Genomic DNA, 20,108 nt, shown 5'->3' on the forward strand with positions numbered 1-20,108 from the left:
AAAGAAGGAGACTCGCATGAAATTTACGCCTTGGGACAACCCTATGGGTACCGATGGTTTTGAGTTTGTCGAATACGCCGCACCCGATCCCAAAGCCCTGGGCGCACTGTTCGAAAGCATGGGTTTTACCGCTATCGCCCGTCACCGCCACAAGGACGTGACCCTGTATCGCCAGGGCGACATCAACTTCCTGATCAACGCCGAGCAGGACTCCTTCGCCCAGCGCTTCGCCCGCCACCACGGCCCGTCCGTGTGCGCCATCGCGATCCGCGTGCAGGATTCCGCGTTCGCCTACAAGCGCGCGCTGGAGCAGGGCGCCTGGGGCTTCGATAACAAGACCGGCCCGATGGAGCTGAACATCCCCGCCATCAAGGGCGTGGGCGATTCGCTGATCTACCTGGTCGACCGCTGGCGCGGCAAGAACGGCGGCGAGCAAGGCTCGATCGGCGACATCAGCATTTACGACGTCGACTTCGTCGCCATCCCTGGCGCGGTCGCCAACCCGGTCGGCCACGGCCTGACCTATATCGACCACCTGACCAACAACGTTCATCGCGGCCGCATGAAGGAATGGGCGGACTTCTACGAGAAGATGTTCAACTTCCGCGAAGTGCGCTACTTCGACATCGAAGGCAAGCTGACCGGCCTGAAGTCGAAAGCCATGACCTCGCCATGCGGCAAAGTGCGCATCCCGATCAATGAATCGTCGGACGACAAGTCGCAGATCGCCGAATACCTGGACGAGTACCACGGCGAAGGCATCCAGCACATCGCGCTGGGCACCGACGACATCTACTCGTCCGTCGAGGCGATGAAGAAGACCGGCATCGCCTTCCAGGACACGATCGAGACCTACTATGAGCTGGTCAACCGCCGCCTGCCTAACCACGGCGAGTCGCTGGAAGACCTGCGCCGTCTGCGCATCCTGATCGACGGCCATAGCAACGACACCGAGCGCGAACTGCTGCTGCAGATCTTCAGCCAGAACGTCATCGGTCCGATCTTCTTCGAGATCATCCAGCGCAAGGGCGACCAGGGCTTCGGCGAGGGTAACTTCCGCGCGCTGTTCGAATCGATCGAACTGGATCAGATCAAGCGCGGCGTGCTGAAAGACCCAACCGCCGCCTGAGTAACAAGGGTGGAAAGCCGGTAGTCCCGCACAGAACGGGGCGCAGGCCTGTGGTACCCTATAAAAAACCACATTTTTCCGTTCCGCCGTCTCCACAAGGGCCGGCGGATCGCGCGTTAATGGGCCAACGAGGCCCTGTAGCGCATGGCTTAAAGAATAAATGGAGACACAATGAACGCACCTCACAAGGGCTCGCAACTGGAGCCGGGCACGCACTCGGACAACGAAATTTCACTCGACGACAAGTGGACGCTGGAACGCGGCCGGGCCTTCATGACCGGCACCCAGGCCCTGATCCGTCTACCGATGATGCAGCGCGAACGGGACCTGAAGACGGGCCTGAACACCGCCGGCTACATCACCGGCTATCGCGGTTCCCCGGTCACCAGCGTCGACATGACGGCGATGAAGGCCAAGAAGTACCTGGACGCGCATCACGTCAAGTTCCATCCCGGGATGAACGAAGACCTGGCCGCCACCGCGGTCTGGGGCACGCAGCAGACCAATCTTTTCCAGGACGCCAAATACGACGGCGTCTTCTCCATGTGGTACGGCAAAGGCCCCGGCGTCGACCGCTGCGGCGACGTCTTCAAGCACGCCAACAACGCCGGCTCCGCCAAGCACGGCGGCGTGCTGGTGCTGGCCGGCGACGACCACGCGGCCAAGTCCTCGTCCACCGCCCACCAGTCGGACCACATCCTCAACGCCTGCGGCATTCCGGTGCTGTATCCGTCGTCGGTGCAGGAGTACATCGACTACGGCCTGCACGCCTGGGCCATGAGCCGCTATACCGGCCTGTGGGTATCGATGAAGTGCGTCACCGACATCATCGAATCCGGCGCCGTGGTGGACTTCGACCCGGACCGCGTCAAGATCGAACTGCCGACCGACTTCGAGCTGCCGGCCGGCGGCCTGAATATCCGCTGGCCGGACACCGTGCTCGATATGGAAGTGCGGATGAACAGCTACAAGTGGTACGCCGCACTGGCCTACTGCCGCGCCAATAAACTGAACAAGATCATCTGGGATTCGCCGAAGCCGAAGATCGGCATCATCACCGCCGGCAAATCCTACCTGGACACGCGCCAGGCGCTGTCCGACCTGGGCATCGACGAGCAGGCCGCCGCCGACATCGGCATCCGCCTGTACAAGATCGGCATGACCTGGCCGCTGGAAGCGGACGGCGTGCACGAATTCGCCAAGGGCCTGGACGAGATCCTGGTGGTGGAAGAAAAGCGCCAGATCCTCGAATACGCGCTGAAGGAAGAGCTGTACAACCTGCCGGACGGCGAACGTCCGCGCGTGGTCGGCAAGTTCGACGACACCGGCGAGTGGAGCAACAAGGGCAAGACAGGCCATGGCGACTGGCTGCTGCCGGCCACCTATGAGCTGAATCCGGCGCAGATCGCGCGCGCCATCGCCTCGCGCATCGCCCACTACTGCGCCGGCCATCCGGTCGCGCAGCGCGTGCAAGAGCGCGTGGCCTTCCTGGAGGCGAAGGAACTGGCGCTGAAAACGCTGCCGTCCAAGCCGAATCCGGAAACCGACCGCACGCCGTTCTTCTGCTCCGGCTGCCCGCACAACACCTCGACCAAGGTGCCGGAAGGCTCGCGCGCGCTGGCCGGCATCGGCTGCCACTACATGGTGCTGTGGATGGACCGCGAAACCTCGACCTTCACCCACATGGGCGCGGAGGGCGTGACCTGGGTGGGCCAGGCGCCGTTCACCAACGAGAAGCACGTCTTCACCAACCTGGGCGACGGCACCTACTTCCACTCCGGGATCCTGGCGATCCGCGCGGCGGTGGCGGCCAAGGTCAACATCACCTACAAGATCCTGTTCAACGACGCCGTCGCCATGACCGGCGGCCAGCAGTTCGACGGTCCGCTCGATCCGGGCATGATCTCGCGCCAGATCGCCGCCGAAGGCGTGACGCCGATCATCGTCGTCACCGACGAACCGGAAAAATACCCGGCCGATTACAAATGGGCGGAAGGCGTCACCGTGCGCCATCGCAGCGAATTGATGGACGTGCAGCGCGAACTGCGCGACAAGCCGGGCGTCTCGGCCATGATCTACGACCAGACTTGCGCCTCCGAGAAGCGTCGCCGCCGGAAGCGTAACGAATACCCGGATCCGGCCAAGCGCGCCGTCATCAACGAAGCCGTCTGCGAAGGCTGCGGCGACTGCTCCGTGCAGTCCAACTGCCTGTCGGTGGAGCCGCTGGAGACGGAACTGGGCCGCAAGCGCCAGATCAACCAGTCGTCCTGCAACAAGGACTTCTCCTGCACCACCGGTTTCTGCCCGAGCTTTGTGACGGTGGAAGGCGGGGCGCTGAAGAAGCCGAAGAAGGCGGCGGTTGGTGAAGGCCCGCAAGCAGTGCTGCCTACGCCGGTGCTGCCGTCGACGGCGACGCCGTACGGCATCCTGATCACCGGCATCGGCGGCACCGGCGTGGTGACCGTCGGCCAGATCCTTGCCGTCGCCGCGCACGTCGAAGGCAAGGGCGCCATCGTGCTGGACATGAGCGGACTGGCCCAGAAGGGCGGCCCGGTGATGTCGCACGTGCGCCTGGCGGACAAGCAGGCCGACCTGCATTCGACCCGCGTCGGCACCGGCAGCGCCGACCTGGTGGTGGGCTGCGACCTGATCGTCACCGCCTCGCGCGACGCCTTGTCGCGCATGGGCGAAGGCCGCACGCACGCGATGATCAACTCGACCGGCTCGTCGACGGCGGCGTTTGTGAAAAATCCGAACTGGCAGTTCCCGGATGCTTCCTCGCGCGGTGAAATCGTTCGGGCCTGCGGCAACGAGCTGGTGGACTTCGTCGACGCCGGCCAGATCGCCACCGCGCTGATGGGCGACTCGATCGCCACCAATATGTTCATGCTCGGTTACGCGTTCCAGAAGGGCCACGTGCCGCTGAGCGAAGCGTCGCTGATCAAGGCGATCGAACTGAATGGCGTGTCGGTGGGCTTCAACAAATCGGCCTTCAACTGGGGCCGCACCGCCGCCCACGACCTGGCTTCCGTGACCAAGCTGACCACGCCGGCGAAGGTGATCGAGTTCAAACGCATCCAGACGCTGGACGACGTCGTCGCCCGCCGCGTGGAGCTGCTGACCGCTTACCAGGACGCGGATTATGCTAAACAGTATAAATCGTTTGTCGACCAGGTGCGAGCGGAAGAGGCCAAGCTGGGCAAGACCACCCGCTTGAGCGAAGCTGTGGCGCGCTACTTCTACAAGCTGATGGCGTACAAGGACGAGTATGAAGTCGCGCGCCTGTACACCGACGGTGCATTCCAGCAGAAGATCGCCGGCATGTTCGAAGGCGACATCAAGCTGAAGTTCCACCTGGCGCCGCCGCTGCTGGCCAAGCACGATGCCGAAGGCCACCTGATCAAGCAGGAATTCGGTCCGTGGATGATGAAGGCGTTCGGCTTGCTGGCCAAGTTCAAGGGCCTGCGCGGTTCGGCGCTGGACATCTTCGGCTACACGGCGGAGCGCAAGATGGAACGCGCGCTGATCGGCGAGTACCGCGACACCGTGACCTCGCTGCTGCCGAAGCTGACGGCCGAGAACCTGTCGCAGGCGGTGGCCATCGCCAGCATCCCGGAAGACATCCGCGGCTACGGCCACGTGAAGGAGCGTCACTTCAAGGCGGCCAAGCAGAAGGAGGCGGCGTTGCTGGCGGCCTTCGGCAAGCCGGCATCGTCCGACGCGGCGCCGCACGCGGCCTGAGTTTGACGGGCATCTGAAAAGCCGAGGCGAGTCCTCGGTTTTTTTTTGCACCAAAATAATGCATAAGCAAGCAGGAAATCATTCGTTCAGCTTTGGTGCGTGGCTTGATAAGGTGGCATCCCTTTCTCACCCCGGATCACCTCAATGAAGACAAAATTTGAATTGAAGCCGCTGGCGGCGGGCGCTATCGCGCTGCTGTGCGGCGCTGCCGGCCCTGCGCTGGCGCAAGCGCAGGAGGCGGGCGCGGTCACCGCCGCGCCGCCTGCCGTCGTCGTCACCGGCTCGCGCATTCCGCGCGCCAGCCTGGAAGGACCTTCCGCCGTCACCGTCATCACCGGCGAGGACATCACCAAGCAAGGCTACAAGAACGTCTTCGATGCGCTCAGCAACCTGACCCAGAACAGCGGCTTCACGCAAGGCGCCGACTACGGCAACACCTTCACGCCGTCGGCCAACACCATCAGCCTGCGCGGCCTCGGACCCAATCACACGCTGGTGCTGCTCAACGGCCGCCGCCTGGCGGACTTCCCGATCGCCTACGAAGGCACGGTCAACTTCACCAACCTGGCCAACATCCCGTCGAGCGTGGTGGACCGCATCGAGATCCTCAGCGGCGGCGCCTCGGCCGTCTACGGCTCGGACGCCATCGCGGGCGTGGTCAACATCATCCTGAAGAAACGGGCCACCGGCCTGGACGTCAACCTCAAGGCCGGCGGCACCACGCGTGGCGGCGGCGGCGACCAGCGCCTGCAGCTGACCGGCGGAGACAGCTACGGCAAGCTCAATGCGCTGTTCAGCGCGGAATTCCTGGAGCGCGATCCGCTGTGGAGCCGCGAGCGCGACTTCATGAGCGCCAAGGTGGGCGTGGCGCCGACTCCTCTGCTGTGGCGCAAGAACGTCGACACCGGCAAGTACATCGATCCGGGCGACACCTGCGCCCAGCTCGGCGACCTGTTTGGCGGCAGCACCGTCAAGTACACGGCCAAGGCGGGCAGCTACTGCGCCAGCCCGAAAGTGGGACCGACCTATTGGACCACGCAGACCAAGAACAGCAGCCAGAACCTGTTCGGCAGCGCCAACTACGAGCTGTCGCCGACCACCACCTTGTTCGCCGAGGCGCTGTATGGCCAGAACCGCAGCGCCAACAACACGCGCGGCCCGTCGTGGACCTCGGTGGCGACCGCCGACACCTATTTCTGGAACCAGAACACCAAGGCCAACGAAGCCTGGAACCGCTACATCTCGCCGGAGGAAATCGGCGGCGTGCAGCGCTACAACCGCAGCTGGGACGACCAGGCCGCGTCGCTGTCGTTCGGCGCCAAGGGCGCGATCCCCGGCACCAGCTGGCAGTACGAGGCCGGCTACACGGCCTCGCTGTACAAGAGCGAGAGCCACACGCCGCGCGCGCTGGCCAACATCGACAGCTTCTTCCTCGGCCCCAAACTGGGCGTGGACGCGGACGGCGTGCCGATCTACGCGCCGGACCCTGCGCGCCTGAGCAAGCGCCTGACGCCGGCGGAATTCGACAGCGTCACCGGCACTTCGGTCGGCAACGACAAGTCATGGACCAACACCGTCAGCGTCAGCGCCAACGGCGAGGCGTTCAAGCTGCCGGCCGGTCCGGTCAAGCTGGCGACGGTGGCGGAACTGGGCAAGCAGGGCTTCTCGAACACGCCGGACCCGCGCATCAACCAGGGCTACTTCAATTCGGTGACGCCGTCCGACGTGACGGCAGGCACCCGCAAGCGCTATGCGATGGGCGTGGAGGCGAACTTGCCGCTGCTGGCGACACTCGATGCGACCGTGGCCGCCCGCTATGACCGCTACAGCTTCGCCGGCGTCAGCGACGGCAAGCTGGCCTACAACGCCGGCCTGGAATGGCGCCCCGCCGCGCAACTGCTGCTGCGCGCGAACCACGCCACCAGCTTCCGCGCGCCGGACATGAACTACATCTACAAGGCGCGCGGCACCGGCTACTATTCGTCGAGCACCGACTACTACCGCTGCGCCAAGGCCGGCCAGCCGCTCGACACCTGCGAGTTCGCCAACATCTCGCCGGGCGCGAACTACGTGCAGGCCGGCAGCAAGGACCTGCGCTCGGAAAAAGGCCGTTCGTCGGGACTGGGCGCGGTGTGGTCGCCGAGCGCCAGCTTCGATGTGTCGCTGGACTACTGGAACATCAAGATCGAGGACCTGGTCACCAACCTGAGCGCCGACAAGCTGCTGCGCGACGAAGCGGATTGCCGCATCGGCGGCGATCTGACTTCGCCGACCTGCGCCGACGCCATCGCCCGCATCGTCCGCAATCCGCTGACGGCGCTGAACAAGCCGGGCGAGATCAAGGAAATCCACGTCAACCCGATCAACGCCGCATCGACCAGCGTCAGCGGGATCGACGTCAGCGCCAAGCACGTGTTGCGCACGCAGGCGTACGGCGTGTGGATTTCCAAGGCCAACTACTCGAAGACGCTGAGCGCCAAATCGCGCCAGTTCTCCGGCGATGAACTGAAGGACGACCGCGAAGACCTGGGCAACTCCGACTGGCGCGACAAGCTCAATGCCAGCCTGACGTGGAACCTGGGCGACTGGTCGAACACCTTGTTTCTGCAGCGCTACGGCAAGGTGCCCAACGCTGCCGGCACGGCCTTCCTGTCGCCGACCACCCTGGCCAACGCCAGCGTCGTCTATCAGCTGAACCGGCGCACCACGGTGTCGGTGGCGGTCAACAACCTGTTCAACAAGGTCAAGCCCGACACCAGCGGCGGCTGGCCGTACTACACAGTGGGTAACTACAGCCCGACCGGCCGCCAGGGCTGGGTCGAGCTGAATTACCACTTCGGATCCTAAGCAGGCCGGTGCCGCGCGACCAGCTCGCGCAGCACCGCATCGCTGATCTCGAAGACGTCGAAGACGCCTAGTGCCGCCATCGCCGGCACCGCGTCGATGATGTCGGCCCGTGCCTCGGCGCGGGCCTGTTCCGTGCTGTCCTCCGCCTGCAAGATACGGGCATTGGCCAGGAAGGCGCCGACGGTGCCCTTCCTGACGGTGACGCCGTTGAATTCTCCGGTGTTGACGTGGTCCGGCAGTATGTCCTGTGCGCGCATGATGCAATCTCCTGTGGTTGATGAGGACTCCATCTTGCCAGCCGCCGCGTGGCCTGACTTGCGCTGAGAAGCCATCATATGTCGCATTCGGGCCAGGGCCCGGCTCAGGTCCTAAGCCACGGCCTTGCTGCGCGCCGAAGCGTGGCCGGCATACTCGGTCAGCCAGTACAGCAGCGCCAGGCCGGGGAAGGCCATGCCGGTCAACAGCGCCGCGTGCCAGCCGTGGGTGGCGTACATCCAGCCGCCCAGCGCCGAACCGAGCGCGCCGCCGGCGAAGAACAGCGCGAAGTACACGCCGTTCAGGCGGCTGCGCACTTCCGCACCCAGCGTGAAGATGGCGCGCTGGCCCAGCACCAGGTTGGCCGCCACGCCCATGTCCAGCACGATCGACGCGATCACCAGGATCGCCAGCGCCAGGTTGCGCAACGCCGGAACCTGCGGCGCCAGCAGCGGCAACGCAAAACCGATCACGCCCAGCGCCAGCGCGGCGGCGGTGGCCATCAGCGTGTGGCCGGCGTCGGCCAGGCGACCGGCGATCGGCGAGGCCAGCGCGCCCGCCATGCCGACCAGCGCGAACACCGCGATGCCGGTCTGCGACAGGTGGAACTGCGGGCCGGCCAGCATCAGCGGGGTGACGGTCCAGAACAGGCTGAAGGAACCGAACAGGCCGGCGTGATAGGCGGCGCGGCGGCGCAGCAGCGGCGTGCGCAGGAACAGGTGCCACAGTGACGCCATCAGCGCCGGATAGGCGATCTTCGCGGCCGGCGCGCGCAGCGGCAGCTTGGCGCGCAGCACCAGCGCCACCGCCAGCACCACCACGGCGGCGCCGCCGAACACCACGTGCCAGTTGCTGGCGTCGGCGATCAGGCTGGCGGCGGGACGGGCCAGCATGATCCCCAGCAGCAGGCCGCTGACCACCTTGCCGACCGTGTGGCCGCGCGTTTCCTCTTTCGACAGATGGGCGGCGAACGGCACGATGATCTGCGCCGCCACCGAGCCCAGGCCGATGCCCAGCGCGGCGCTCAGGAACATCCAGGCGCTGGTGCTGAACGCGGCCAGCACCAGCATGGCGGCGGTGAACAGCAGGCCGGTGACGATCAGGCGGCGGTTCTCCAGCAAGTCGCCCAGCGGCACCACGAACAGCAGGCCGAGGGTGTAGCCGATCTGCGTCAGCGTGACGATCAGGCCGGCCGCCTGCGGCGACAGCCCGGTGGCGGCGCTGATCGGGCCGACCAGGGTTTGCGCGTAGTACAGGTTGGCGACGATCAGGCCGGTCGCGGCGGCCAGCAGCAGCACCATGCCGGGGCTGATGTCGTCTTGTGCGGGATGGTTCATGCGGACTCCGTGGGTAAGTGGGGATGGTCAGAGTCTAGACAAAAACCGGGCAAAGATAATCAGGGCATAATGCACCTATACTTTTCATATTATGTGAACAATCATGGACAGACTGAAGGCCATGCAGACCTTTGTGCGGATCGTCGAGGCCAACAGCTTCACCAAGGCCGCCGAAACGCTGGACCTGCCGCGCGCCGCGCTGACGGCGACGCTGAAAAACCTGGAAGCCTTCCTCGGCGTGCAGCTGCTGCAGCGGACCACGCGCCGCCTGTCGCTCACGCCCGACGGCGCCGACTACTTCCAGAAGTGCCTGGAGATCCTGCAGGCGGTGGAGGACGCGGAGGGCGCGTTTCGCGGCCACGGCCGCAGCAAGCCGCAGGGCCGGCTGCGGGTGGAGCTGCCGGGTGCCGTCGGCCGCAATGTGGTGATGCCGCACATTCCCGCTTTTTGCCGCGAGTATCCGGACCTTGAGCTGGTCATCAGCCTGAACGAGCGCCTGACGGACTTGACGCAGGAAGGCCTGGACTGCTCGCTGCGGGTGGGCGAGCTGCAGGATTCGGCCCTGGTGGGGCGGCGCCTGGGCAGCATGGCCTTCCTGACCTGCGCCGCGCCGTCCTACCTGGCCGCGCATGGCGTGCCGGGAGCGCCGGCCGATTTGCGCGCGCATCGCGGCGTGACGCATTTTTCCGGCCGCACCGGCCGTCCCTTCGACTGGGACTATCTGGTCGACGGCGGCGTGGTGACGGTGGAGGTGCCCAGCGCGATCGCGGTCAACGATCCCGACGCCTACATCATCTGTGCCTTGCAGGGCATGGGCGTGATCCAGGCGGCGCGCTACCAGGTGCGCCAGCACCTGGCCAGCGGCGCGCTGGTCGAGGTGCTGGCCGCGACGCCGCCGACGCCGATGCCGATCTCGCTGCTGTACCCGCAGGGCCGCATGGCGTCGCCGCGCCTGAGGGTGTTCGCGGACTGGATCGCCGGCGTATTCCGGGCCGATCCCGACCTGCAGGCTTAAATTGTAAGAAATATTGCCAACTAGCTATGGTTTGGCTTTTTGCGGATTATAATTTCTCGATGAAAATCGCTCCTCTTGCCTTTGCGGTTGTGCTGGCGCTGCCCGTGTTGAGCGGCTGCGGCGGCGACGCGCCACCAACGCCGGCCACCCCGGATGTTCCGGTCGTACCGGTCGTACCGCCGGTGACGCTGCCCGATATCCCGCCGGTCACCCCTCCCGTTACGCCGCCGGTGACCCCGCCAGTGACCCCACCGGTCACTCCGCCCGTCACTCCACCTGTCACGCCTCCGGGCATAGACTACACGGGCGACTGGTTCGTGCTGGCTTCGCACTGCGAGAAGCCGCGCCCAGGCTCCTCGTACGAGGTGCAGGGCACGCGGATGGACGAGTTGAAATGGCTGCGCTCCTTCCAAGACACCAGCTACCTCTGGTACAAGGAAATTCCGGCCAACCTTAAATTGGAAAACTACAAGAGCGCGGTCGATTACTTCGCGGACCTGAAAACACCGGTGATCACCGCGTCCGGCCGGCCCAAGGACCGCTTCCACTTCACCTATCCGACCGACGCCTGGCGGGCCTTGTCGGACGCCGGCGTCGAGTTGGGCTACGGCCTGACCTGGCTGCGCAACACCAGTTCTTCCGCCCGGCGCGTGTGGACACTGACGATGGTGGCGCCGGATTCCCCGGCCGCCCTGGCCGGCCTGCGGCGCGGCGACATGCTGGTCTCGGTCGACGATGTCGCCATCGTCGACACCAGCACGGCCGGCCTGGCCGCGCTCAACGCCGGCCTGTTCCCCGCCAAGGCTGGCGAAACCCACCGCATGGTGCTGAGCCGCGACGGCGTCGAGCTCGCGGTCACCATGACGTCGCAGAAGGTGGCCGCGCCGCCGGTGCAAAACGTCAAGCTGCTCGACACCGCCGCCGGCAAGGTCGGCTACCTGCAGTTCAACGAGCACAACGCGGTGGCGGAAGGCCAGTTGGCGAAGGCCTTCGGCTCCTTCAAGACCGCCGGCGTGGCCGGCCTGATACTGGACATGCGCTACAACGGCGGCGGCTTGCTGGACATCGCCAACGAGCTGGCCTACATGATTGCCGGGCCGGGGCAGACCGCCGGCAAGACGTTCGAACAGCTGCGCGCCAACGACAAGACCAAGCAGGACGCGCCGTCGAAATTCATCGACAGCGGGCGCGGCTTCCGGTCGGCGGACCAGATCCTGCCGGGCACGCCGCTGCCTTACCTGGGCCTGAAGCGCGTCACCATCCTGACCACGCCCGGCACCTGTTCCGCCAGCGAGTCCGTCATCAACAGCCTGCGCGGGATCGACGTCGAGGTCACGCTGGTGGGCGGCGAAACCTGCGGCAAGCCGTATGCGTTCATCCCGGCGCCCAATTGCGGCACCACCTATTTCTCGATCGAGTACCAGGGCGTGAACAACAAGGGCTTCGGCGACTACGCCGACGGCTTCGCGCCGACCTGCCGCGCCGGCGACGATTTGACGCACGCGCTGGGCGACCCGGCCGAGGGCATGCTGGCGGCGGCGCTCAGCCGCCAAGCCAACGGCGCCTGTCCGCCCGCGTCGCGGTCCAACCGCATGCAGGCCGGCGCCGCGCCGGACACCATGCAGCTGGTGCGGCCGCCGGTGAAGGAAATCTCGATCCGCGATCGCTGACACGCAAAGCCGACTATAATTTCCCGCGCATCCGGTGCCGGCGGGCCGCTCCCGCCGGATACCGGCCATTCAACCTTTGCTGGAAGCTTGTCCATGATACGTTCCGCCATTCTGCTTGCCTTTGCCGCCACCTCCACGCTGGCCGCCGCCGCACCCGCCGCCACCTCCCTGAGCACCGTCGCCGAACGCTCCGGCTTCCAGAACACCGGCCGCTATGACGAAGTGGCCGACCTGTGCGCGCGCTTCCAGAAGGCGTATCCGAAACAGGTGCGCTGCTTTGAATTCGGCCGCACGCCGGAAGGCCGGGCGATGCTGGCGCTGGCCGTCTCGCGCACCGGCGCCCTGAGCGCCGAGCAGGCGAAGAAGCGCGGCGTGCCGGTGCTGCTGGTGCAGGGCGGCATCCACGCCGGCGAAATCGACGGCAAGGACGCCGGCTTCCTGGCGCTGCGCGAAGCGCTGGAGAACAAGGCCGCGCCGGGCGCGCTGGACCAGCAGGTGCTGCTGTTCGTCCCGGTGTTCAACGTCGACGGCCACGAGCGCTTCGGCAAATGGAACCGTCCCAACCAGCGCGGCCCGGTGGAAATGGGCTGGCGCACCACGGCGCAGAACTACAACCTGAACCGCGACTACGTCAAAGCCGACGCGCCGGAAATGCAGGCCATGCTGGCGCTGGTGAACGCCTGGGACCCGCTGGCCTACGTCGACCTGCACGTCACCGACGGCGCCAAGTTCCAGCCCGACGTCTCGATCCAGGTCGAGCCGGTGCACGGCGGCGACGAGGAGCTGAAGCGGGCCGGCCTGGCGTTGCAAACGGCGGTGATGGCCGACCTGAAGGCGCAGGGCTCCGATCCCAAGCCTTACTACATCTCGTTCGCGGCCGACGACGATCCGAGCTCCGGCTTCGTCGACAGCATGTCGACGGCGCGCTTCTCGACCGGCTACTTCCCGATGCGTAACCGCTTCGCCATGCTGGTCGAAACCCATTCGTGGAAGGACTACCCGACCCGCGTGCGCATCACCCGCAACACCATCGTCTCGCTGCTGTCGCAGGTCGCCGCCCACGGCAAGCAATGGCAGAAGATGACGCAGGACGCCGACCTGCGCGCCGCCGCCATGGCCGGCGCCGATTTCCCGATCAGCTACCGCACCACCTTCAACGCCAAGACCATCGAGTTCCCCGGCTACGAGTACACGCGCAGCTATTCGGAAGTGTCGGGCGGCCTGATGACGCACTACGACGAGAGCAAGCCGCAGATGTGGACCCTGCCGCTGCGCGACGAAGTGGTGCCGGACCTGAAGATCGCCGCGCCCAAGGGCGGCTACCTGGTGCCGCTGGCCGATGCGGCCCGCGTCGGCGCCAAGCTGAAACAGCACGGCATCGCCTTCAAGGTGGTGACGGCTGACCTGATGTCGGCCGAAGTGGAGACCTTCCGCGCCACCAAGACCAAGTTCGGCGCGCAGTCGTTCGAGGGCCGTCAATCGCTGGCGGTGGAAGGCGACTGGGGACGCGAGCGCCGCAGCGTGGCCAAGGGCGCGCTGTTCGTGCCGATCGCGCAGCCGAAGGCGCGCCTGGTGATGACGATGCTGGAGCCGCGCGGCGCCGATTCGCTGCTGGCCTGGGGCGAATTCAACAACGCCTTCGAGCGCAAGGAGTACATGGAGGAGTACGTGGCGGAAGACGTGGCGCGCGGCCAGCTGGAAGCCGATCCGGCGCTGCGCGCCGAGTTCCAGAAAAAACTCGACAGCGACGCGGAGTTCAACAAGAGCCAGGCCAAGCGCCTGGAGTTCTTCGCGCGCCGCCACGCATCGTGGGATGAGCGCTACAACCTGTATCCGGTGATGCGCACGGCGCTGAAGTACTAGCCGGCGGGGGGGGCTGTCGTTCAGCCCTGTTGCAGCGGGATGATGCCGGGCACCGTGGTCGGCGTCGAACACGGTTCCTCGTCGAAGGCGATGTCGCCCAGCGGATTGGCCTGGCCGTCGGCCTTGATGTCCTTGAAGCCGAACAGGTCGCGGTCCATCAGGTGCGACGGCACCACCGTCGACAGCGACGAGAAGATGCTCTCGACGCGGCCGGGGAATTTCTTTTCCCATTCGCGCATCAGGCCCTTGATCTGCTTGCGCTGCAGGTTCTCCTGCGAGCCGCACAGGTCGCACGGGATGATGGGGAAGCCTTTGACGGCGGCATAGCGCTCGCTGTCTTCTTCCTTCACGTAGGCCATCGGGCGGATCACCATGTGCTTGCCGTCGTCCGACACCAGCTTGGCCGGCATGCCCTTGAGCTTCCCGCCGAAGAACATATTCAGGAAGAAGGTCTCGAGGATGTCGTCGCGGTGGTGGCCCAGCGCGATCTTGTTGCAGCCCAGTTCATCGGCCACGCGGTACAGGATGCCGCGGCGCAGGCGCGAGCACAGCGAGCAGGTGGTCTTGCCTTCCGGGATCAGGCGCTTGACGATGCTGTAGGTGTCCTGGTTCTCGATGTGGAAGGGGATGCCCAGCTGCTTCAGGTAGGCCGGCAGGATGTGGTCGGGGAAGTTGGGCTGCTTCTGGTCCAGGTTGACGGCGATGAGCTCGAAGTTGATCGGCGCCCGTTCGCGCAGCGTCATCAGGATGTCGAGCAGCGCGTAGCTGTCCTTGCCGCCGGACAGGCAGACCATGACCTTGTCGCCGTCCTCGATCATGTTGAAATCGCCGATGGCCTGGCCGACCAGGCGGCACAGGCGCTTGTGCAGCTTGTTGTTTTCCAGCGCGATCTTCTCGGCCGATTTGCCGCTTGGTGCGGCCGCTACGTTGTCGAGTACTGCGTTCATACGGATTCCTTGATCTTGAAGACTTCCACGCCCACGCCTTCGCAGTCCGGATAGACGTCCGGCTTCATGGTCGATACGCGGGCCGCGCGCACGCGCGGGTGTTCCAGCATGGCGCTGACGATGTCGTCGCACAGGCTCTCTTGCAGGTGGACGTGGCCGCGCGCCATCAGCTTGGCGATGGAGTCGCGCATGAAGTCGTAGTCCACCACTTCCTCCAGCTGGTCCTTGACCGGGGTCGAGACGGCCAGCGGGATGTACAGGTCGACGTTGATCAGCAAGCGCTGCTCGCCCTTTTTCTCGAACTCATAGACGCCGATGTTGATCAGCACTTCGTAATTGCGCAGGAACAGGCGGCGGCAGTCGTTCAGTTGCGGGTGGATCAGGGCGGACAGCATAGGATTACCTTTTTTCGATTGTATTCATTTAGCCAAAAACATCACGTCGCGCGGCAGCGGCACCAAATGCTGGCCGCCGTCGACCAGCAGGGTGGTGCCGGTCAGCGCGCGCGCCGTGGCAGCGTAGACCACGCTGTCGGCGATATCTTCCGGGGTGCTGGAGCGGCCCAGCGGGGTTTGCCGGTGCGCGTGGGCGAAGCCGGCTTCGGTCTGGTCGCCGGACACCATCGTGATGCCGGGCGCGATGCCGACCACCCGCACCGCCGGCGCCAGCTGCTGCGCCAGCATCGTGGTGGCGGCATGCAGCGCCGCCTTGGACAGGGTGTACGACAAAAAATCAGGATTGAGATTGTACAGTTTTTGGTCGAGCAGGTTGATCACCACCCCCTGTTCGCCCTCGGCGAGGGCCGCGCGCAGCGCCTGCGCCAGGATCACCGGCGCGGCGACGTTGGCGCGCATGTGGGCCTCCAGCCGGGCGGCGCTGAAGTCGGCGGCGCTGTCGTACTCGAACAGCGAGGCGTTGTTGACCACGCAGCGCAGCGCGCCCAGCGCGGCCACCGCCCGCGGCAGCAGCGCGCGCACGGCCGCTTCGTCGGCCAGGTCGCAGGGCAGGGCGACGGCGCGCCGGCCCAGCGCCTCGATCGCGGCCACCACCTCCTGCGCCTCGGCCTGCGACGCGCGGTAGTGCACCGCCACGTCCCAGCCGGCGCGCGCCAGGCCAAGCGCGATGGCGCGGCCGATGCGGCGGCCCGCGCCGGTCACGAGCGCCACGGGCGCCGCGGATGGATTGTGCTTTGCTGTCATGGTCAATTTCGTCAACGTGTGAATTCGTTTCTGGCGGCCCGGCGCGCCGATTCGCTACAATGCCGGTTATGTCCCTACCCGTACCTTCCAGTGACGCGCTGGCCGCGTCCCACGCCCTGTCGCACCTGATCGCCGCCGAAATCGCGCGCAACGACGGTGCCATCTCCTTCGCCCGCTATATGGAACTGGCGCTGTACGCCCCCGATCTGGGCTACTACAGCGGCGGCTCCGCCAAACTAGGCAAAGATGGCGATTTTACAACCGCGCCCGAACTCACGCCGCTGTTCGGCGCGGCGGTGGCGCAGGCCGCCGCCGCTATTATCGCCCAAAGCGCGCCGCAGATCCTCGAATTCGGCGCCGGCACCGGCAAGCTGGCCTTCGACATCCTGACCGAGATGGCCGTCGCCGGGGGGGCGATCGAGCGTTATTTCATCGTCGAGCTGTCCGGCGAGCTGCGCGCGCGCCAGCAGGAAAAGCTGCGCGACTTCCCCAACGTGCAGTGGCTCGATGAATTCCCCGACGCCTTCGACGGCGTGGTGGTCGGCAACGAGGTGCTCGATGCGATGCCGGTCCACCTGGTCACCAAGCACCCGCAGGGCTGGCAGGAATTGCAGGTGACGGTGCGCGACGGCCGCTTCGATTATCTCGAAACGCCGGCCGGCGCCGAGCTGCAGGCGCAGATCGACCTGCAAATCCAGCAGCACGACAGCCTGCCGGTCGGCTACGTGACCGAGGTGCACGGCGTGGCCTGCGGCTTCATGGCCACGCTGGCGCGCATGCTGCGCAACGGCCGCGCCAACGCCGCCTTCCTGTTCGACTACGGCTTCCCGGCGCACGAGTACTACCTTGGCCAGCGCGCCACCGGCACCCTGATGTGCCACTACCGCCACCACGCGCACCCGGACCCGTTCTACTATCCGGGCCTGCAGGACATCACCGCCCACGTCGACTTCACGGCGATGGCGCTGGCGGCGCAGGAGGCCGGCGCCGAGGTGCTGGCCTACCTGAACCAGGCCGGCTTCCTGATCGGCGCCGGCGCCGGCGAGCTGCTGCTGCGCACCGATCCGGCCGACGCGCTGCGCTATCTGCCGCAGGCCAAGGCCTTGCAAAAGCTGTTGTCGCCGGCCGAGATGGGGGAATTGTTCAAGGTGCTGGTGATCGGCAAGAACGTCGCCTTGCCGGACGCCATAGCCGCCCAGGACCGCAGCCACCGCCTGTAGATTAAATGTTATAGTGGTCAAAACAGCAATGGCCAAGCTTGCTTGATCGCTGAGCCGCTGAGTCGCGGCGCGCCAGATCGGCTATGATGAATGACGCGGGCTCGCCGGACAATTATTGGAACGATGGCAAAGATACACACTCACTATGACAACCTGAAGGTGTCGCGCATGGCGCCTCAGGAAGTCATACGTGCCGCCTACAAGGCGCTCAGTCAAAAATACCACCCGGACAAAAATCCGGGCGAGGAGAAGGCTGCGCGCATCATGGCCATCCTCAATAGCGCCTACGACACCTTGTCCGACGCCCAGCGCCGCAAGGAACACGACGAATGGATCGCGGCCGAGGAGTGGGAGATCGAGTGGCTCGAGAGCACCCGCCACGAGGACGGTCATGGCCATCGGGGCGACAAGCATCGCCACGACGCGCCGGACCGGCCCTGGAGCCCGGAGGCGGTGGACGACACGCCGCGCGCAAGGCGCCCCGCCGCCTGGAAATGGTGGGGCGGGCTGGCGGCCAGCCTGGTGGTGGGCTGGGTGGGCGGGGTGGCCATGATGTCCGAACCGCAGCTGCTGTCGTCCGCGCTGGCGGCGGCCTGGGGCGGCAAGGCCGACAACGGCGGCGGGCGCGGGCAACCCCACGCCGCTGCGCGCGATCCCAAGGCCGAGATGCGCGAGGCCTGGGCCAGCACCCAGCCTTATTATCCGGAAGCGAACAGCAGCCGGCCGGCGCCGATCAAGGTGCAGGCGCTGTCGCAGGTGATACTGCCGAATGCGAGCGCCGATTGCGACAGCGAGACCCAGACCCTGGTGGCGCCCAACGGCGAGCCCTGGCCGACGCAGTCCGGCTACATGAGCGGCTTCCCGGTCGCCAACCGCGGCGACGACATGCAGCTGACGCTCGACAACGCGGGCAACGCCTCGGCGGTGTTCATCAAGATCTACGATACCGAGCGCCGCTCGAACGTGCGCTACGCCTACGTGCAGGCGCACGACAAGCTGGTGGTCGACAAGCTCGCCAACGGCAAGTACGAGATCCGCTACCAGAACCTGGATGTGGGCGCCAACCAGAGCGGCTGCACGGCGGCCAGCCGCACGGCGGCGGCCAGCACCGCGCCGCCGGTCAGCAATTAAGCGTTCTTAAAACTCTTCCCACTCCGAATTCATGTCCGCCTTGGGCTTGGCCGCTGGCTTCGCGGCCGGCTTGGCCGCGGGCTTGGCGGCCGGCTTGACGGCGGCGGTCTGGCTGGGCGCCAGCCGGGGCGCGCCGCCCGGGGCGGGCGTACGGGCCACGGCCGGACGGGACGCCGCGGCCGGCGCCGCCGCCGCATAGCTGTCGTCGAGCTTGAACACGCTCACCGAGGCCGACAGCGTGGCCGCCTCGTTCTGCATGCTTTGCGCGGCGGCGGCGGCCTGCTCGACCAGGCCGGCGTTCTGCTGCGTCATCTCGTCCATCTGCGAAATGGCCTCGTTGACCTGCTCGATGCCCATGCTCTGCTCCTGGCTGGCCGAGGTGATCTCGGCCATGATGTCGGCCACCTGCTGCACCGAGGTGACGATCAGGCCCATGGTCTGGCCGGCCTCGTCGACCACGGCGCTGCCGCCGTCGACCTTTTCCACCGAATCGTCGATCAGCACCTTGATTTCCTTGGCCGCCGTGGCCGAGCGCTGCGCCAGGCTGCGCACTTCCGACGCCACCACCGCGAAACCGCGGCCCTGTTCGCCGGCGCGCGCCGCTTCGACGGCGGCGTTGAGGGCCAGGATATTGGTCTGGAAGGCGATGCCGTCGATCACGCCGATGATGTCGACGATCTTGCTGGAGCTGGCCTTGATCGAGCCCATGGTGTCGACCACCTGGGCCACCAGCTGGCCGCCGCGCGTGGCCACCGACGACGCCGAGATCACCAGCTGGTTGGCCTGGCGGGCGTTGTCGGCGTTCTGCTTGACGGTGGAGGTCAGCTCCTCCATGGTGCTGGCGGTTTCTTCCAGCGAGCTGGCCTGCGATTCGGTGCGGCCCGACAGGTCCATATTGCCGCTGGCGATATCGCCCGAGGCCTGGTTGATGGTGGCGGTGCTGCGCCGCACCTCGTGCACGGTGCGCGCCAGGCTGGTGTTCATGTGCTGCAGCGCGTCGAGCAGCTCGCCGGTTTCGTCGCTGGCGCGCACCGCGATGCGGGTGCTCAGGTCGCCGGCCGCCACCGATTTGGCGATCGCCACCGCCGCCTCCAGCGGACCGGTGATCGAGGCCGTGATCCACACCGCCAGCGCGCCCGAGACGATCAGCGCCACCACCCCCAGCGCGATCATCATGGTGCGGGAAAAATCGATGTGGCCGGTGGCGACCTTGCCGCCGTCCTCGATGTCGTCCCGCTGCTGCTTGACCATGGCGCCGGTCAGCTCTTCGAGCGTGTCGAGCAGCGGGAAGGTTTCGCGGTTCATCAGCTCGGCGGCCTTGTCGCGCTCGTCCGCCTCGACCAGGTCGGCCACCTTCAGGAAGGAGGTGTTGTAGCTCACGCGCGCCGCCTGGATCTTGGCCAGCAGCGCCTTCTCGGCGGGCGTTTCGGTCAACTGGCCCAGCGCGGCCAGCGCGGCGTCGATGGTTTTCTTGTCCTGGTCTATCCGTTCGTAGCTCTTGGCGCGCTGCGCCTTGTCGCTGATGACGAACAGGGCCAGCACGCGGCGCGCATCCTCGCGCGCGGCGGCGTCGATGGTGGCGGCGGCCGAGGCGCTCGGCCAGTCGCGTTCGACGATGCCCTTGGCGCTCTGGCCGACCGCGCCGAAGCGGCCGATGGCGGTGACGATCATGATCAGCATCAGCAGCAGCACCAGGCCGAAGCCGGCGCCCAGGCGGGTCTTGATTTTATAGTCGGTCAGGTTCATTGGGGGTT

Annotated in this window: 14 protein-coding genes; 8 read left to right on the forward strand and 6 right to left on the reverse strand. The window is 66.2% G+C overall.

The window, feature by feature from the left end; all coding sequences use genetic code 11:
* Positions 1–16 precede the first annotated feature (16 nt).
* The 3 genes from hppD (at position 17) to AC07OK_RS10950 (ending at position 7,717) form a co-directional block, all read left to right on the forward strand.
* Complete coding sequence (hppD, locus tag AC07OK_RS10940) at positions 17–1,129, forward strand: 4-hydroxyphenylpyruvate dioxygenase (protein ID WP_494690334.1); 1,113 nt, start codon at positions 17–19, stop codon at positions 1,127–1,129.
* Between the two features lie 171 nt (positions 1,130–1,300).
* Positions 1,301–4,870 carry an indolepyruvate ferredoxin oxidoreductase family protein gene (locus tag AC07OK_RS10945; RefSeq protein WP_494690335.1) on the forward strand — a complete coding sequence of 1,190 codons (3,570 nt, stop codon included), beginning with the start codon at positions 1,301–1,303 and terminating at the stop codon, positions 4,868–4,870.
* A gap of 144 nt (positions 4,871–5,014) precedes the next feature.
* Entirely contained in the window at positions 5,015–7,717 is a 2,703-nt protein-coding gene (locus tag AC07OK_RS10950; protein ID WP_494690336.1) for a TonB-dependent receptor plug domain-containing protein, read from the forward strand.
* Here the strand turns inward: AC07OK_RS10950 and AC07OK_RS10955 are convergent.
* Together AC07OK_RS10955 and AC07OK_RS10960 are read right to left on the reverse strand one after the other, a co-directional pair.
* A complete protein-coding gene (locus AC07OK_RS10955) occupies positions 7,714–7,974 on the reverse strand; it encodes a hypothetical protein (protein ID WP_494690337.1) in 261 nt (86 codons plus the stop codon). The genes AC07OK_RS10950 and AC07OK_RS10955 overlap by 4 nt on opposite strands.
* Positions 7,975–8,085: 111 nt before the next feature.
* Complete coding sequence (locus AC07OK_RS10960; protein WP_494690338.1) at positions 8,086–9,309, reverse strand: MFS transporter; 1,224 nt, start codon at positions 9,307–9,309, stop codon at positions 8,086–8,088.
* A gap of 103 nt (positions 9,310–9,412) precedes the next feature.
* Between AC07OK_RS10960 and AC07OK_RS10965 the strand changes: the two genes are divergently transcribed.
* From AC07OK_RS10965 to AC07OK_RS10975, 3 genes are all read left to right on the forward strand, one after another.
* Positions 9,413–10,324 (forward strand): LysR family transcriptional regulator, encoded by a 912-nt coding sequence (locus AC07OK_RS10965; RefSeq protein ID WP_494690339.1) that lies wholly within the window; start codon positions 9,413–9,415, stop codon positions 10,322–10,324.
* Positions 10,325–10,383: 59 nt separating this feature from the next.
* Positions 10,384–11,994, forward strand: coding sequence for a S41 family peptidase (locus tag AC07OK_RS10970; RefSeq protein WP_494690340.1), 1,611 nt, complete (start codon positions 10,384–10,386; stop codon positions 11,992–11,994).
* 93 nt (positions 11,995–12,087) lie between these two features.
* Positions 12,088–13,857 (forward strand): M14 family metallopeptidase, encoded by a 1,770-nt coding sequence (locus AC07OK_RS10975; protein ID WP_494690341.1) that lies wholly within the window; start codon positions 12,088–12,090, stop codon positions 13,855–13,857.
* 20 nt (positions 13,858–13,877) lie between these two features.
* Here the strand turns inward: AC07OK_RS10975 and ttcA are convergent, their stop codons facing one another.
* From ttcA to AC07OK_RS10990, 3 genes are read right to left on the reverse strand one after another with little or no spacing between them, the layout of a single operon-like run.
* Positions 13,878–14,804, reverse strand: a complete 927-nt coding sequence (ttcA, locus tag AC07OK_RS10980; RefSeq protein WP_494690342.1) for a tRNA 2-thiocytidine(32) synthetase TtcA — start codon at positions 14,802–14,804, stop codon at positions 13,878–13,880.
* Complete coding sequence (locus tag AC07OK_RS10985; protein WP_217943547.1) at positions 14,801–15,199, reverse strand: dihydroneopterin aldolase; 399 nt, start codon at positions 15,197–15,199, stop codon at positions 14,801–14,803. The genes ttcA and AC07OK_RS10985 overlap by 4 nt, the downstream gene beginning before the upstream one ends.
* Before the next feature lie 24 nt (positions 15,200–15,223).
* Positions 15,224–16,003, reverse strand: a complete 780-nt coding sequence (locus AC07OK_RS10990; RefSeq protein WP_494690343.1) for an SDR family oxidoreductase — start codon at positions 16,001–16,003, stop codon at positions 15,224–15,226.
* 68 nt (positions 16,004–16,071) lie between these two features.
* Here AC07OK_RS10990 and AC07OK_RS10995 point away from each other — a divergent pair, with 68 nt between their 5' ends.
* A complete protein-coding gene (locus tag AC07OK_RS10995; RefSeq protein ID WP_494690344.1) occupies positions 16,072–17,223 on the forward strand; it encodes a class I SAM-dependent methyltransferase in 1,152 nt (383 codons plus the stop codon).
* 123 nt (positions 17,224–17,346) lie between these two features.
* Positions 17,347–18,354, forward strand: a complete 1,008-nt coding sequence (locus AC07OK_RS11000) for a J domain-containing protein (protein WP_494690345.1) — start codon at positions 17,347–17,349, stop codon at positions 18,352–18,354.
* A gap of 6 nt (positions 18,355–18,360) precedes the next feature.
* Here the strand turns inward: AC07OK_RS11000 and AC07OK_RS11005 are convergent, their stop codons facing one another.
* A complete protein-coding gene (locus tag AC07OK_RS11005; RefSeq protein ID WP_494690346.1) occupies positions 18,361–20,100 on the reverse strand; it encodes a methyl-accepting chemotaxis protein in 1,740 nt (579 codons plus the stop codon).
* Between the last annotated feature and the right edge of the window lie 8 nt (positions 20,101–20,108).

The sequence above is a fragment of the Duganella sp. GW821-FHT07G03 genome (assembly GCF_059418605.1).

Coding starts and splice junctions, on each gene's coding strand:
- hppD (WP_494690334.1), top strand. CDS start 17: ATGAAATTTACGCCTTGGGACAACCCTATGGGTACCGATGGTTTTGAG.
- AC07OK_RS10945 (WP_494690335.1), top strand. CDS start 1,301: ATGAACGCACCTCACAAGGGCTCGCAACTGGAGCCGGGCACGCACTCG.
- AC07OK_RS10950 (WP_494690336.1), top strand. CDS start 5,015: ATGAAGACAAAATTTGAATTGAAGCCGCTGGCGGCGGGCGCTATCGCG.
- AC07OK_RS10955 (WP_494690337.1), bottom strand. CDS start 7,974: ATGCGCGCACAGGACATACTGCCGGACCACGTCAACACCGGAGAATTC.
- AC07OK_RS10960 (WP_494690338.1), bottom strand. CDS start 9,309: ATGAACCATCCCGCACAAGACGACATCAGCCCCGGCATGGTGCTGCTG.
- AC07OK_RS10965 (WP_494690339.1), top strand. CDS start 9,413: ATGGACAGACTGAAGGCCATGCAGACCTTTGTGCGGATCGTCGAGGCC.
- AC07OK_RS10970 (WP_494690340.1), top strand. CDS start 10,384: ATGAAAATCGCTCCTCTTGCCTTTGCGGTTGTGCTGGCGCTGCCCGTG.
- AC07OK_RS10975 (WP_494690341.1), top strand. CDS start 12,088: ATGATACGTTCCGCCATTCTGCTTGCCTTTGCCGCCACCTCCACGCTG.
- ttcA (WP_494690342.1), bottom strand. CDS start 14,804: ATGAACGCAGTACTCGACAACGTAGCGGCCGCACCAAGCGGCAAATCG.
- AC07OK_RS10985 (WP_217943547.1), bottom strand. CDS start 15,199: ATGCTGTCCGCCCTGATCCACCCGCAACTGAACGACTGCCGCCGCCTG.
- AC07OK_RS10990 (WP_494690343.1), bottom strand. CDS start 16,003: ATGACAGCAAAGCACAATCCATCCGCGGCGCCCGTGGCGCTCGTGACC.
- AC07OK_RS10995 (WP_494690344.1), top strand. CDS start 16,072: ATGTCCCTACCCGTACCTTCCAGTGACGCGCTGGCCGCGTCCCACGCC.
- AC07OK_RS11000 (WP_494690345.1), top strand. CDS start 17,347: ATGGCAAAGATACACACTCACTATGACAACCTGAAGGTGTCGCGCATG.
- AC07OK_RS11005 (WP_494690346.1), bottom strand. CDS start 20,100: ATGAACCTGACCGACTATAAAATCAAGACCCGCCTGGGCGCCGGCTTC.